The organism is Mariniflexile sp. HNIBRBA6329 (assembly GCF_043558645.1).
Taxonomy (GTDB): Bacteria; Bacteroidota; Bacteroidia; order Flavobacteriales; family Flavobacteriaceae; genus Mariniflexile.
In genome coordinates this window covers 30,615-45,517 of the sequence record NZ_JBIFXS010000018.1, presented here as the reverse complement: position 1 = coordinate 45,517, position 14,903 = coordinate 30,615, and the positions used below count along the sequence as shown (strand labels likewise).

12 protein-coding genes are annotated in these 14,903 nt (G+C 35.5%); 7 read left to right on the top strand and 5 right to left on the bottom strand.

The genetic code is table 11. The features are described 5' to 3' along the window. Positions 1-1,351 precede the first annotated feature (1,351 nt). Positions 1,352-3,454, bottom strand: coding sequence for a DUF5723 family protein (locus ACGK9U_RS14770; RefSeq protein WP_394467263.1), 2,103 nt, complete (start codon positions 3,452-3,454; stop codon positions 1,352-1,354). A gap of 290 nt (positions 3,455-3,744) precedes the next feature. Here ACGK9U_RS14770 and ACGK9U_RS14765 point away from each other — a divergent pair, with 290 nt between their 5' ends. The 3 genes from ACGK9U_RS14765 to secA all read left to right on the top strand — a co-directional run bounded on the left by ACGK9U_RS14765 (position 3,745) and on the right by secA (position 8,369). Further along, a complete protein-coding gene (locus ACGK9U_RS14765; RefSeq protein ID WP_394467262.1) occupies positions 3,745-4,317 on the top strand; it encodes a cob(I)yrinic acid a,c-diamide adenosyltransferase in 573 nt (190 codons plus the stop codon). 313 nt (positions 4,318-4,630) lie between these two features. Continuing rightward, positions 4,631-4,852 carry a DUF2795 domain-containing protein gene (locus tag ACGK9U_RS14760; protein ID WP_044638512.1) on the top strand — a complete coding sequence of 74 codons (222 nt, stop codon included), beginning with the start codon at positions 4,631-4,633 and terminating at the stop codon, positions 4,850-4,852. 163 nt (positions 4,853-5,015) lie between these two features. Continuing rightward, a complete protein-coding gene (secA, locus tag ACGK9U_RS14755; protein WP_394467261.1) occupies positions 5,016-8,369 on the top strand; it encodes a preprotein translocase subunit SecA in 3,354 nt (1,117 codons plus the stop codon). Between the two features lie 65 nt (positions 8,370-8,434). Here the strand turns inward: secA and ACGK9U_RS14750 are convergent, their stop codons facing one another. Next, positions 8,435-8,803 carry a winged helix-turn-helix transcriptional regulator gene (locus ACGK9U_RS14750; RefSeq protein ID WP_394467260.1) on the bottom strand — a complete coding sequence of 123 codons (369 nt, stop codon included), beginning with the start codon at positions 8,801-8,803 and terminating at the stop codon, positions 8,435-8,437. A 160-nt stretch (positions 8,804-8,963) separates the two neighbouring features. Between ACGK9U_RS14750 and ACGK9U_RS14745 the strand changes: the two genes are divergently transcribed. Then, complete coding sequence (locus ACGK9U_RS14745) at positions 8,964-9,806, top strand: SDR family oxidoreductase (RefSeq protein WP_394467258.1); 843 nt, start codon at positions 8,964-8,966, stop codon at positions 9,804-9,806. A 61-nt stretch (positions 9,807-9,867) separates the two neighbouring features. Then, entirely contained in the window at positions 9,868-10,698 is an 831-nt protein-coding gene (gene ygiD / locus ACGK9U_RS14740) for a 4,5-DOPA dioxygenase extradiol (RefSeq protein WP_394467257.1), read from the top strand. A 122-nt stretch (positions 10,699-10,820) separates the two neighbouring features. Here the strand turns inward: ygiD and ACGK9U_RS14735 are convergent, their stop codons facing one another. Beyond that, positions 10,821-11,066, bottom strand: coding sequence for a hypothetical protein (locus ACGK9U_RS14735; RefSeq protein WP_394467256.1), 246 nt, complete (start codon positions 11,064-11,066; stop codon positions 10,821-10,823). Positions 11,067-11,210: 144 nt separating this feature from the next. After that, positions 11,211-11,903: a peptidoglycan DD-metalloendopeptidase family protein gene (locus ACGK9U_RS14730; protein WP_394467255.1), complete on the bottom strand. Its 693-nt coding sequence runs from the start codon at positions 11,901-11,903 to the stop codon at positions 11,211-11,213. Between the two features lie 183 nt (positions 11,904-12,086). On the opposite strand from ACGK9U_RS14730, the gene ACGK9U_RS14725 reads away from it, so the two are divergent. Together ACGK9U_RS14725 and ttcA are read left to right on the top strand one after the other, a co-directional pair. Beyond that, positions 12,087-12,461 carry a hypothetical protein gene (locus ACGK9U_RS14725; RefSeq protein WP_394467254.1) on the top strand — a complete coding sequence of 125 codons (375 nt, stop codon included), beginning with the start codon at positions 12,087-12,089 and terminating at the stop codon, positions 12,459-12,461. A 135-nt stretch (positions 12,462-12,596) separates the two neighbouring features. After that, positions 12,597-13,391, top strand: coding sequence for a tRNA 2-thiocytidine(32) synthetase TtcA (gene ttcA, locus ACGK9U_RS14720; RefSeq protein WP_394467252.1), 795 nt, complete (start codon positions 12,597-12,599; stop codon positions 13,389-13,391). On the opposite strand, the gene rimO is transcribed toward ttcA, so the two are convergent. Next, complete coding sequence (gene rimO, locus ACGK9U_RS14715) at positions 13,392-14,696, bottom strand: 30S ribosomal protein S12 methylthiotransferase RimO (protein ID WP_394467251.1); 1,305 nt, start codon at positions 14,694-14,696, stop codon at positions 13,392-13,394. It abuts the gene before it with no gap. Between the last annotated feature and the right edge of the window lie 207 nt (positions 14,697-14,903).

The following is a 14,903-nucleotide window of genomic DNA, read 5'->3' as shown; positions in this document are numbered from 1 at the left end:
TTGAAATCAAAAATTCACGAATACAGCATTTAAAAATTGAATCAATAAGTAAGGCAGGAAATCGAAGATTCAGCGTATCTAATCCACTTTAACCAACAATCACTCTATTGTCATCCCTGCGTAGGCAGGGATCCACTTTGAAATCAAAGATTCACGAATACAGCATTTAAAAATTGAATCAATGAGTAAAGCAGGAAATCAAAGATTCAGCGTAGCTAATCCACTTTATCCTATAATCTCTCTATTGTCATCCCTGCGAAGGCAGGGATCCACTTTGAAATCTAAAGATTCACGAATACAGTATTTAAAAATTGAATCAATAAGCAAGACAGGAAATCGAAGATTCAGCGTAGCTAATCCACTTTGAAATCAAAGATTCACGAATACAGTATTTAAAAATTGAATCAATGAGTAAGGCAGGAAATCAAAGATTCAGCGTAGCTAATCCATTTTGACCAATAACCATTCACTACACACCCAACCCACCACCGTGTCATCCTGAACTCGTTTCAGGATCTCATCCTAAACGCACCACCTTATCATTCCTAAGCAGACAGGAAATCGAAGATTCAGCGTAGCTAATCCTCTTTGATGTTATTAGAAATTCTTAAATTCAATTTGTCAGGTTGAGCCTGTCGAAACCGATATTGGTTCCAACTAAGTTAATATATTTCTAAAGGTTCCATATAACATAGAATTAGACTTTAATTGTCATTCCTGCGAAAGCAGGGATCCACTTTAACCAACAATCACTCTATTGTCATCCCTGCGTAGGCAGGGATCCACTTTGAAATCTAAAGATTCACGAATACAGCATTAAAAATTGAATCAATAAGCAAGACAGGAAATCGAAGATTCAGCGTAGCTAATCCACTTTAACCCGTAATCACTAACCATGCACTACACACCCAACCCACCACCGTGTCATCCTAAACGCACCACCTTATCATTCCTGCGAAATCAAAGATTCACGAATACAGCATTTAAAAATTGAATCAATGAGTAAGACAGGAAATCGAAGATTCAGCGTAGCTAATCCACTTTATCCTATAATCTCTCTATTGTCATCCCTGCGAAATCAAAGATTCACGAATACAGTATATAAAAATTGAATCAATAAGTAAGGCAGGAAATCGAAGATTCAGCGTAGCTAATCCACTTTTGAAGTTTCCACGCATTCATATATTCAAACAACTATTTCTTCAAACTAAGATTTCTACTCTAAATCATATTGTTTTTATAAAATTGAAAACCTTCTAAACAAACAAGACCTCACAGGTTTTGAAAACCTGTGAGGTCTTTATAATAAATAGTAATTGATAAGCTAATTTTTAGCCTAAACCAAAACTTCTTATTTCACTAAATTAATTTCAACACGTCTGTTTTGAGCTTGACCTGCTTTTGTTGCGTTATCTGCAATGGGCTTGCTCTCTCCAAAACCTGTTGCTGTTAGTCTGCTTGACGCCACACCTTTTTCTATTAAATAAGTCATTACAGCACTTGCACGTTCTTCCGATAGTTTTTGGTTTAAGGCATCACTCCCTACACTATCAGTATGGCCTTCAATAGAGAACTTAGCACTTGGATATTTTCCTAAAATAGTAACAATGTCATCCAAAACACCATTAGAAACCGACTTAATAGTTGCTTTACCAGAATCGAACAAAATAGTTTTCGCGTAGGCATTCAATGTTTTTTGAACCTCTTGGGTTACTTCTGGCTCTATAACTTCAGGGCATCCGTTGTTTGCAACCGTACCAGGTACATCAACACAATTATCGTCTTTATCTAAAACACCATCGTTATCTGAATCTTTCCAAGGACAACCATTATTTTCAACTGGACCTGCTGTTTCTGGGCATGCATCAACATGATCCAACACGGTATCTGCATCTGCATCTCCCCATGGGCATCCGTTGTTTTCTTGAGGGCCTGCTGTTTCTGGACAAGCATCTACATTGTCTAAAATACCATCTTCATCTTTGTCTCCCCAAGGGCAACCATTATTTTCTACTGGACCTGCTACTTTTGGACAGGCATCTAATTTATCAATAACGCCATCTTCGTCTCTATCTCTTGGACTTCTTTGATAGATAGGTATTTTTAAACCGGCATATACATCAGCGCCTTTAGTATTATCGCTAGTTAAAGCCGTAAGTACAGAACCTGAGCCAATATATAAGGGTCCTGCTCTTAAACCTGCACCAGCTTGAAACCCGTTGTACTCCACCACACTAAGTGGTACGTAAAAACTAAACCATCTGCTCTCAAAACGAGGCGTTAAAGAGGCAATGTTAGTTATACTACTTGTATGCTCTTTTCCTTTTTTAGTAAGCGAATAATCTGTATTTAAATTTAAATAAAACTTACCGCTAAAATTCCAATCGACATTTAAATGAAGTGCGGTTGGCAATTTAGTTTTGTATCCTGTAGTTGAACTGGTTAAGGTATATAAACTATTTAAAATTTCTTCAATGTCCTCGGCATCTTCAAAATCCTGCTCACTAACATTTGTATTATTGATGTCGTAAACCTCTTGTGAACCCTCTTTATAGTTTATAGAACCTAAATCGGTAATGGATAAACCTAACTTCAACTTATACTTGTTTTTATGCTTTAAAGTATAGGAATCCCCATTTGCATTTGTTTTGGTATAGTCCGCATGATTAGGTCTCCACTCGTACACAAAACCTAAATCTACTCCAAAACCAGTTGCATCAGGAAGTTCGTAATCATAATTATCATTATCAAAATTATCAAAACGACCATATGTTAATTCACCAGTAGAATCTATACTTCCAGTAGTTTCTCCACCTCCTAAATCGGTTCCATCTGCATCATAATTTATAGTCACATTTTTACCATAAATATAACCACTACCTGCTCCTTGTAAATATTTTAAAGAAAGCCCTCCTTTTAAAAAGTGCTGTTCTTTGTTCATTAACACTCTAGCATAAGTTAAACCAACCTCGGCCCAAGCTTGTCCGAAAATATTAAAATCACCTTCGTTTACATTAAAGTCATCGGTAGTATCATCATCTAAAGCATCTACGGTGTTTCCGTTAATTTTATTAATATTAACAATAGACCTAGCTCTTGTAAAAACAGCAATAGAGCTATTTTTATTTAAATTGAACATAAAAGAAGGTCCCATAACATCAAAATTTGTACCCATATTATTGTTATTAGATGGTGATTTTTTAGCGTCTAAATCAAAATCATAATCATCTTTTAGGGCATCCATTACGTTAACGCCATAATAATCATTACCAGCAAAAATGCTCGCTCCTACAAGATTTATATCGGTTTTAAAACGAGAATCTGTTATGTTCGCAGGATTGGAAATAACACTGTTTACACCGCTATAATTATCAGTAAGAAATCCGATATAAGATTGTGCTTCAACACACACAGAACTTATCACGAATAAAAATAAAAACGTAATTTTTTTCATAATTTCTTGGTTAGTTAAAAATTTATATGATGCAAATGTATATGTTTTCTTATAAAAGAAACAAAGAAAATTATTATAAATAGACGAAATACACCTAAACCATTTCCCTTTTATTAAATATCCAATTTTACTAATACCCAACTATTAATTACACAATTATGATGCTGAACAATTACTTTTTTACCAATTCGATACCCAACTTTTTTTTAGATAATTGATTTAACAACATGTCACATCGAATTAGTAGTAAAAACTTTTAACTTTTAACTTTTAACTTTTAACTTTGTTACATGAAAATATACACAAAAACAGGCGACAATGGTACCACAGCATTATTTGGAGGTACACGCGTGCCAAAACACCATATAAGAATTGAAAGCTACGGAACGGTTGATGAATTAAACTCACATTTAGGGTTGATTCGTGACCAAGATATTGATAACCATTATAAGGACATACTCATTCATATTCAAGACAGATTGTTTACGGTTGGCGCTATTTTGGCGACCGACCCTGAAAAGGCCATTTTAAAAAATGGCAAAGAACGATTGAACATTCCTAAAATTTCCAATAGAGATATTGAACGCCTGGAGCACGAAATGGATACTATGAACGAGGCCTTACCCCCCATGACGCATTTTGTGCTTCCCGGTGGACACCAAACCGTGTCATTCTGTCATATTGCGCGCTGTGTATGCCGCAGAGCAGAACGCTTAGCTACAGCGCTTAATGATATGGAGCCAATTGATGTGCATACTATTATGTACTTAAACCGCCTTTCTGACTATCTTTTTGTGTTGGCACGAAAGTTGACTTACGACTTGCAAGCAAACGAGATTAAATGGATTCCTGAAAAGCAGTGATTTTTTTATGAAAACGTGATTTGCGTTAGGGATTACTCATTCGATTAATGTTGTATTAGAAATCGTGAATGCTGAGCATTTAAAGCTAGCTACCGTGTAGCGCGGAAAGCCCGACCACTTGCCCTGAGCGGAGACGAAGGGTGGGTAACGCCACACAAGCGATAGCGAACTGACGGATTAAATAAAACACTCTATTAAAGGTGTTTACAACTAAAAACAATACGTTCTTAAAAATAATAATTAAATAATTCATTTTTTTCTTGTGTGTTTAAACTAAAAAATTATTTTTGCACAAAATTAAAACGCACAAAAAATGTATTGGACTTTAGAATTAGCATCCTATTTAAGTGATGCGCCTTGGCCAGCAACAAAAGACGAGTTGATAGATTACGCTATTAGAACCGGAGCTCCTTTGGAGGTTGTTGAAAACTTACAGTCTATTGAAGACGAAGGCGATGCCTACGACTCTATTGACGAAATATGGTCTGATTATCCAACAGATGAAGATTACCTTTGGAATGAGGATGAATATTAATAAAGCATAAAGAAAAGTTAAAAAGTCTCGGTTTGAGACTTTTTTTTTGTTCATAATCTTTATAAAACATATAACAAAATGTATCTTTGATTGCTTTTAAAGCAGCAAAAACAAAATAATTTACCACTAGGAAATTCCTAGTTAACACATAACATATATACACATGAGTTTTTTAAATTCTGTACTTAAAGTATTTGTTGGCGACAAATCCAAACAAGATGTAAAGGCCATTATGCCTATTGTAACTAAAATTAAGGCTTTTGAAGCTGCTTTAGAAGGATTATCGAACGACGAACTTAGGGCAAAAACAGCACAATTTAAGGCTACCATTGCACAAGCCATACAGCCGATAAACGACCAAATAGCAAAACTTCTTGAAGAAGCTGAAAACACCGAAGATATTGACAAACGTGAAGACATTTATCTGGAGATTGACAAACTAAAAGATGATGCTTACAAAACTACCGAAGATGTTTTAAACAACATTTTACCTGAAGCCTTTGCGGTGGTTAAAGAAACAGCAAAACGTTTTAAAAATAATACCAGCATAACGGTTACAGCAAATGCCTATGATAGGGAATTATCAGGCGAAAAGGATTATGTTACTTTAGACAATGATAAAGCCATTTGGTCTAACTCATGGGATGCTGCAGGTAAACCTATTACTTGGGACATGGTGCATTACGATGTACAGCTTATTGGTGGTATTGCCATGCACCAAGGTAAAATTGCCGAAATGCAAACGGGTGAAGGTAAAACTTTGGTAGCTACGCTTCCTGTATACTTAAATGCGCTTGCTGGAAAAGGCGTGCATTTAGTAACCGTAAATGATTATTTGGCAAAACGTGATAGCGCGTGGATGGCTCCTATTTTTCAATTCCACGGGTTGACTATTGATTGTATTGATTACCATCAACCAAACAGCGAGGCACGTAAAAAAGCTTACAATGCCGATATTACCTATGGTACCAACAACGAGTTTGGTTTCGATTACCTACGTGATAATATGGCACACTCGCCAAATGATTTGGTACAACGTCCGCACCACTACGCCATTGTAGATGAGGTGGATTCGGTATTAGTAGATGATGCTCGTACCCCATTAATTATATCAGGTCCAATTCCACAAGGTGAACGCCACGAGTTTAACGAATTGAAGCCTAAAGTAGATGATATTGTTGCGGTACAACGCAAGTATTTAACAGGTGTTTTGGCGGAAGCTAAAAAATTAATTACAGCTGGTGATACTAAAGAAGGTGGGTTTCAATTACTACGTGTATATCGTGGGATGCCTAAAAACAAAGCGCTTATTAAATTTTTAAGTGAAGAAGGCGTAAAACAACTGCTTCAAAAAACCGAAAATTTCTACATGCAGGACAACAACCGCGAAATGCCAAAGGTTGATGCCGAATTATACTATGTAATTGAAGAAAAAAACAATCAAATTGAACTTACCGATAAAGGGGTTGAATACATTTCTGGAAAAGACGACCCAGACTTTTTCATCATGCCTGAAATAGGTATTGAAATTGCCAAAATTGAAAACCAAAATTTACCTCTAGCTGAAGAAGCGAAGTTAAAAGAAGAGTTATATAAAGATTTTGGTGTGAAATCGGAACGCATCCATACGCTTAACCAATTACTTAAAGCCTACGCATTATTTGAAAAAGACATTCAATATGTGGTCATGGACAATAAAGTAATGATTGTTGATGAGCAAACGGGGCGTATTATGGATGGACGCCGTTATTCAGACGGATTACACCAAGCCATTGAAGCGAAAGAGAATGTAAAAATTGAAGATGCTACACAAACTTTTGCTACCGTAACCCTTCAAAATTACTTTAGAATGTACCGCAAACTGTCTGGTATGACGGGTACTGCGGTAACAGAAGCTGGCGAGTTTTGGGAAATTTACAAATTGGATGTGGTTGAAATTCCAACCAACAAACCCATTGCTAGAGATGATAAGGAAGATTTAGTTTATAAAACGAAGCGCGAAAAATACAATGCGGTTATTGATGATGTAACAGCACTTTCACAAGCAGGTAGACCCGTACTTATTGGTACAACCTCGGTTGAAATTAGTGAGTTGCTTGGTAAAATGCTTACCATTCGCAAAATACCGCACAACGTTTTAAATGCAAAACAACACAAAAAAGAGGCCGAAATTGTAGACCAAGCGGGTAAATCGGGGCAAGTAACCATCGCTACCAATATGGCAGGTCGTGGTACCGATATTAAGTTGAGTGACGACGTTAAAAAAGCCGGTGGTTTGGCCATTGTAGGTACAGAGCGTCATGATTCGCGTCGTGTTGACCGCCAGTTACGTGGTCGTGCAGGTCGTCAAGGAGATGTTGGTAGTTCGCAATTCTATGTGTCTTTAGAAGATAACTTAATGCGTTTGTTTGGTAGCGAACGTATTGCTAAAATGATGGATCGCATGGGCTTGAAGGAAGGTGAAGTGATTCAGCATTCCATGATTTCAAAATCTATTGAAAGAGCACAGAAAAAAGTAGAAGAAAACAACTTTGGTGTTCGTAAGCGTTTATTGGAGTATGATGATGTTATGAACGCGCAACGTGAAGTGGTTTACAAACGTCGCCACCACGCCTTATTTGGTGAGCGTTTACGTGTGGATTTAGCAAATATGATTTATGATACGTCTGAAGGTATTGTTGAAACCAACAAAACTGCAAACGACTTTAAAAATTTCGAATTTGAGTTGATTCGCTATTTCTCTATGAGTTCGCCTATTACCGAAGCGGAATTTGGAAAACTTTCAGCACAAGAAATTACAGGTAAAATATACCGTGCAGCCTTCGAACATTATAAAGAAAAAATGACGCGTAATGCCGATATAGCATTCCCAGTTATTAAAAATGTATACGAAACGCAGCGGGATAAATTCAAACGTATTGTAGTGCCTTTTACCGACGGTATTAAAACCCTAAATGTGGTTACCGATCTTCAAAAAGCTTACGAAACCGGAGGTAAACAATTAATCACCGATTTTGAAAAGAACATCACCCTTGCCATTATTGATGATGCTTGGAAAACCCATTTACGTAAAATGGATGAGTTGAAACAATCGGTACAATTAGCGGTACACGAACAAAAAGACCCGTTACTTATTTATAAGTTTGAAGCGTTTGAATTGTTTAAAGGCATGATTGATGAAGTGAATAAAGATGTAATTTCGTTCTTATTTAAAGGAGAATTGCCTCAAGAAACACAAAACACCATTCACGAAGCTAGAGAGCGCAAACAGGAAAAACTGAATGTGCAAAAAGATGAAATTCCTAATTTAGATGAACGTTCTGCGCAAAGTAGAGCTGCGGGTAACACCCAACAGCAACAACAAGTGGTAGAAACCATTGTACGCGACAGACCAAAAATTGGGCGTAACGACCAAGTAACCATTAAACATGTTATTAATGGTGAAAGCAAAACCCTTAAGTATAAACAGGCCGAACCATTATTGGCTAAAGGCGATTGGGTTATCATTGAACATTAAACCACTTTCTGCGAAAGCGGAAATCTAATAATATTAAAATCCCGATAGGTTTCTATCGGGATTTTTTAATTTTGATACTGCAATCTAGAAGTTTCTATCTTTTGCATATTAGCTTTAGCCCAGTCTACCAAAGTGTTTAAATGTGGTATTAAGCTTTGACCTAGTTCTGTTAACTCATACTCTACTTTTGGTGGCACCTGCGGATAAATAGTTCGTTTCACCAAACCATCGGCCTCCAAACCTTTTAAAGTCACCGAAAGCATTTTTTGAGAAATGCTTTCAATATGCTTATCTATTTCATTAAAACGCAATAAGCCTTTTTCTTCTAAAAGTAACAATACCAACATAGACCATTTATCACCTATACGATCTAAAACATTTCTAACCGGACAATGTGCCGGTTCTGTATATTTATTTTCAATTTCTTTTTTCATAATACATTGATTTTCAATAAAACTAACCTATACATCAGCTAGTCACATATTTGTAACTTCTTGTTTTAAAGATACTTAATCATTATCTTTGACTAACTAAAAGTAAGTTAAAAACTTTTAATAATCAAATATACAATAGAAACTTTAACAAACAAATATTATGAAAATAGGAATAACAGGCGCTACTGGCCAATTAGGCAGATTAGTAGTAAACGAACTTAAAAAAAGAGGATATAATAACCATCTTGTGGCTTTGGTACGTTCCACTGAAAAAGCTGAAGATTTAGAAATTGAAACTCGCGAGTTTGATTATGATAACCAAAAAAGCCTAGAAAAAGGATTACAAGGTATTGATCGTTTGGTGTTTATTTCTGCTAATGAAATAGGCCAAAGAGTCCGTCAGCATAAAAATGTAATAGAGGCTGCCAAAAAATCAAATGTTAACTGGATTGTTTACACAAGTCTTCTTAAAGCAGACACGTCTTCAGTAAATTTAGCTGGAGAACATTTAGCGACAGAACAAGAATTAAAAGCTTCGAATATTGATTATACCATTTTACGCAATGGATGGTATACAGAAAACTATACCGCATCCATACCTAGTGCCATTAAAAACGGTGCTTTTATAGGTAGTGCGGGAAACGGTAAAATTTCTTCGGCAGCACGATTGGATTATGCCGAAGCCCTAGCCGTCGTAATTACAAATGAACAAAATAAAGGGCAAACATTTGAGCTAGCAGGCGATAACAGTTATACTTTAACAGATTTAGCTAAAGAAATATCAAAACAAACAGGAAAAGATATTCCTTATAACAATTTACCTGAAGACACCTATGCTGGCATTTTATTACAGGTTGGTCTACCTGAAATACTAGCTAAAGGTTTAGCAAGTTGGGATGTGTCTGCTTCTAAAAATGATTTATTTGATAATGATCGTAAATTATCTACCTTAATAGGAAGGCCTACAACCGCAATGGAAACCTCTGTACATGACGTTTTATAATTAGGTTTTTCAAATAAATTTTCTAAAATCGTTAGCATTATTGCCTATAATACCTTTGAGTATGACTTTAAAAGATTTAAACAAAATGACCTCTACCTTAAGCAATACTAAGAAAATGCCTGTATTGTTTTTAGGTCATGGTAGCCCAATGAATGCTATTGAAGAAAACGAATTTGTGGCATCATTTAGGCAATTGGGCAAAGATCTTGTAAAACCCAACGCCATACTTTGCATATCGGCACATTGGGAAACTAAAGGTACTTTTGTAACCGCTATGCAAAACCCACCAACCATTCATGATTTTGGAGGGTTTCCCCAAGCCTTGTTTGATGTGCAATATCCAGCTCCTGGAAGTCCAGAATTAGCCAAAGAGACCAAAAGTATCATCACTAAAACAGTAGTAGAGTTCGATGATAAATGGGGGTTGGATCACGGTGCTTGGAGTGTTATTAAGCACCTATACCCAAATGCCGATATTCCTGTTATTCAAATGAGTATTGACTATTCAAAGCCACCACAATACCATTATAAACTAGCTAGAGAACTAGCCGGTTTAAGGCAAAAAGGCGTACTTATTATTGGTAGTGGCAACATGGTACATAATTTAAGGCTTGTAGCTTGGAACAAACTAAACGATACTTTTGCCTTCGACTGGGCAACCGAAGCTAATGAAAAAATGAAGCAATATATTTTAGATGATAACCATCAAAATCTAATTCATTTTAGAAATGAGGGAAAAGCTTTTGATTTAGCCATACCTACCCCAGAACATTATTTGCCACTCATATACACCTTGGCATTAAAAGAAAAGAACGAAACAGTATCTATATTTAACGACAAACCAGTTGGTGGATCGCTAACAATGACTTCTCTTAAAATTGATTCTGATTGAAATTCCAAAACATTGTGCTATTTATATAATTAGTAATGGAAACCAAGAAAAATCATCTCCTTTTCAAACACGAAAAAACCGACAATCACGTCGGTTTTTTTGTTTCTAATTTTATATACTATTTAATCATTAATAGTTATTTCAGTTTTTTTCTTTCCGTCTTTGGTTGAAAATTCTACTCCATCACTATCTACTTTAAGTGATGTACCTTCGCTTTCCTCCGCTTTAGGAGCTTCAACTGGCTTTTCTATAATAACAGTTTCCGTTTTTGATTTCTCTTCTCTACAGCTTGTAAAAGCCAATAAAATTATAGTAGCGAAAATGGCAAAACTTATAAAATTTCCGAGTATTAATGTTCCTTTTTTCATTTTGTTTGATTTAAGATTAATATAGGTGCAAGATACAACCAACTACAACAAAAGGAATTACATGAATTTTTAATTGTGTTATAGAATTACCACTTACTTGAAAAGTCAGTTGTTTTAACTTGGTTAATTAAAAATGAAAAGACGTTAAAAATCCAACTTTAATAACAGGTTGGGGTCAGGGCAATTGTTCAAATAAAAATACAGATCAGCTTTATTACAAACTCCGGGATAGTCGCCACTAAAACCCTCTAAATCTTTTATAATTTGAAAATGCAAATGCGGTGGATAATCGCCATTTACGGTAGCATCACCTAAAAAACCCAACGGTTCACCTTGTTTAAAAACCTGATTGACTTTCAAATTTTCAATTGAGGCCAAACTTAAATGACCATAAAGTGTATAAAATTCAACATCTTTAACATGATGTTTTAAAATAATGGTAGGTCCGTAATCGCCAAAATTGGTGTTATTTTTAAAACTATGCACCGTAGCATCTAATGGTGCAAATATTGGTGTGTTTGCATCGCACCATAAATCCATTCCAATATGAATATTGCGTTCTTTAGCCGTTTCTTCGTTAAAATAATGGCTGCGTTTATAAATAGTTCGTACTTCATTATAACCACCAAAAGCAATTTTACCATCGTGCTTACTTATGTAATTGGTAATATAAGTTTCTAATTTGGATGATGAAGATACATCTATAGCTTGCAATTCTTTATTGTTTTCCGATAGATCTAAAGCAATATAACTTGAATTTGGAATACAAGCATCCAACACACGAAGAGGCGTTTTACTAATCTTTAAGAGAAAATTGGGGAAATTTGTTGGCTGCACGTAAAAAGGGTTTCATCAAAAATAAGCAAGTTGATTTAATATTTCGTCATATAAAAAAGCACTAAAAGAAATTATTAAATATGAATTGAAACCTTAGAAAATCATTACAATATGTTAACATTCAAATAATTATTAAGGCTGAAATAAACTTTAAATTTATTGAACAACCAAAACTTTGAAATTATGAAACTTGAAACTGCAGAAGATTTTTTGAAAAAGTTTGATTATAATTATGAAAAGCGTGACAAGGCGCTGATTATCGACATGGAATTTTCCCAGAAGGTTTTGGTCGATTTTTCCAATCCTGAAAGCGTTGTAATGACCAATAAATTAAAAGGTTGGAATTTTTTAACGGGCATCATTCCTTCAAGCATTAAAAATGCCGTATTTCTTAACTTGGCTTTGGGAATTATTTTGAGTCTCTTAATCTCTCTTTATGACACACAAGCAGGTGTGTTTTTCTTTTTAGGATTGATGTTTTGGATATTAGTTTGGTTTACTTTCTACCACTCAAAATTTAATAACTTGCAACAATTTTTAATGAAGTGGATGAATTAAAAATAAGTTCAAACAACATTTTTTTTCAGCTTCTAAACCGCAAAACCCTTTTCTACGTCTAAGAAATCTTAAAAATTTGGCGGACTCACTATAAAAGTGTGCATTGAAAAGCATTAAAATATTACTTTTGCACCAATGGAGAGTTTAGAACAGATTACAAAAAAATTACATCGGGCTACAGGAGAAGCGTTGGAACAATTTTCGATGATAGATACAGGCGACCGCATTATGGTTTGCCTATCTGGTGGAAAAGACAGCTATACCATGCTTCATATGCTATTACATTTCCAAAAAGTAGCGCCTATTTCATTTGAAATTATTGCTGTAAATCTTGATCAAAAACAACCCGGTTTTCCTGTGGAGGTTCTGCCAAATTATTTAAGTAAATTAGGTGTTGACTATAAAATTATAGAAAAGAACACCTATAAAGTGGTGATGGAAAAAACACCCGAAGGCAAAACAACGTGTAGCCTTTGCTCTAGGTTACGTCGTGGCACTCTTTATGAAGCTGCCAAAAATCTAAATTGCAACAAGCTCGCTTTGGGTCATCATAGAAACGATATTGTAGAAACGTTTTTGTTGAACTTCTTTTTTGCTGGAAAACTGGAAACCATGCCTCCTAAGTTCAAAAACGATGCGGGCGATTTAGTGATACTAAGACCTTTGGCTTTATGCAAAGAAGAAGATATTGAAGTATATTCCCAACACATGAATTTCCCCATCATACCTTGTAATTTATGTGGTTCTCAAGAGAATTTACAACGTAAAAAGGTTAAGGAAATGATAGCCCATTGGGAAACCGATTTCCCAGATAGAACCTCTGTTATGATGAATGCACTACAAAATGTATCGCCTTCCCACTTATTGGACCGTAAAATTTACGACTTTTCGTTGTTACAAGATATGGTATCTAATGATACTCTGATTTAATTACGCAACAACCTCGGCAAATAAATCAAAATCAGCGGCTTCGGTAATTTTAACGGTTGCAAACTCCCCTGTTTTTAAATAAGTTTTGCTGGCATCAATCAACACTTCGTTATCAACATCGGGTGAATCAAATTCGGTACGTCCCACAAAATAGTTACCCTCCTTTCTATCGATAACCACTTTAAAGGTCTCCCCTATTTTTGCCTGGTTCAATTCCCAAGAAATCTGCGATTGAATCTCCATAATCTCATTTGCACGTGCTTGTTTCACTTCTTCCGGCACATCATCCTCTAAATTATAAGCATGCGTGTTTTCTTCATGCGAATACGTGAAGCAACCCAAACGCTCAAAACGCATCTCTTTAACCCACTGTTTCAATATTTGGTAATCTTCTTCTGTCTCTCCAGGATAACCAACAATCAACGTGGTCCTAATGGTCATATTTGGTACAGCAGCTCTAAAATCTTTAAGCAACTGCGTGGTTTTTTCTTTGGTAGTACCACGACGCATACTTTTCAAAATAGAATCTGAAATATGCTGTAATGGAATATCTAAATAATTACAAATTTTAGGTTCGCGGTTCATCACTTCCAACACATCCATCGGGAATCCTGTTGGGAATGCATAATGCAAACGAATCCACTCAATGCCTTCCACTTTTACTAAAGCTTCCAATAATTCGGCAAGGTTTCGTTTTTTGTACAAGTCGAGTCCGTAATAAGTTAAATCTTGTGCTATTAAAATGAGTTCTTTAACACCTTTGGCTGCTAATTTTTCCGCTTCAATAATAATATCTTCAATAGGTGTACTCTTGTGTTTTCCACGCATTAATGGGATGGCACAAAAACTACAAGGTCTATCGCAACCTTCTGCTATTTTTAAATAGGCGTAATTTTTTGGTGTGGTGGTTAAACGTTCACCTATTAGCTCGTGCTTGTAATCGGCTCCTAAAGCTTTTAATAATCCTGGCAATTCCGTAGTTCCAAAATATTCATCAACATTCGGAATTTCCTTTTGTAAATCTGGCTTGTAACGTTCACTTAAACAGCCTGTAACAAATACTTTATCCACTTCGCCATCTTCCTTTTTCTGCATAAATTCCAAAATGGTATTGATGCTTTCTTCTTTGGCGTTATTAATAAATCCGCAGGTATTAATTACAACAATGTTGCCTTCTTCTTCATGAACTACATCTTTTCCACTGGCTTTTAGCTGCCCCATTAACACCTCACTGTCGTAAACATTTTTACTGCAACCAAGGGTTACTACATTGATTTTATTCTTTTTAAGCGATTTCGTTCTCATACCAAAATTTAAGTGTGCAAAGATACGGAATGATTGTGGATTTACGGTTTTTGAATTAGGATTTTAGAATTGCGAGTTCTATGGAAGAAAATCCCCGCCAAATTATTGTCCATAAAATTTAATGTCTCCAATTATTTGGATTTCTTCCAGAAGTAAATTAATATATTGATCAATAATCAACACACCATTCTTCTTCTAGCACATAAG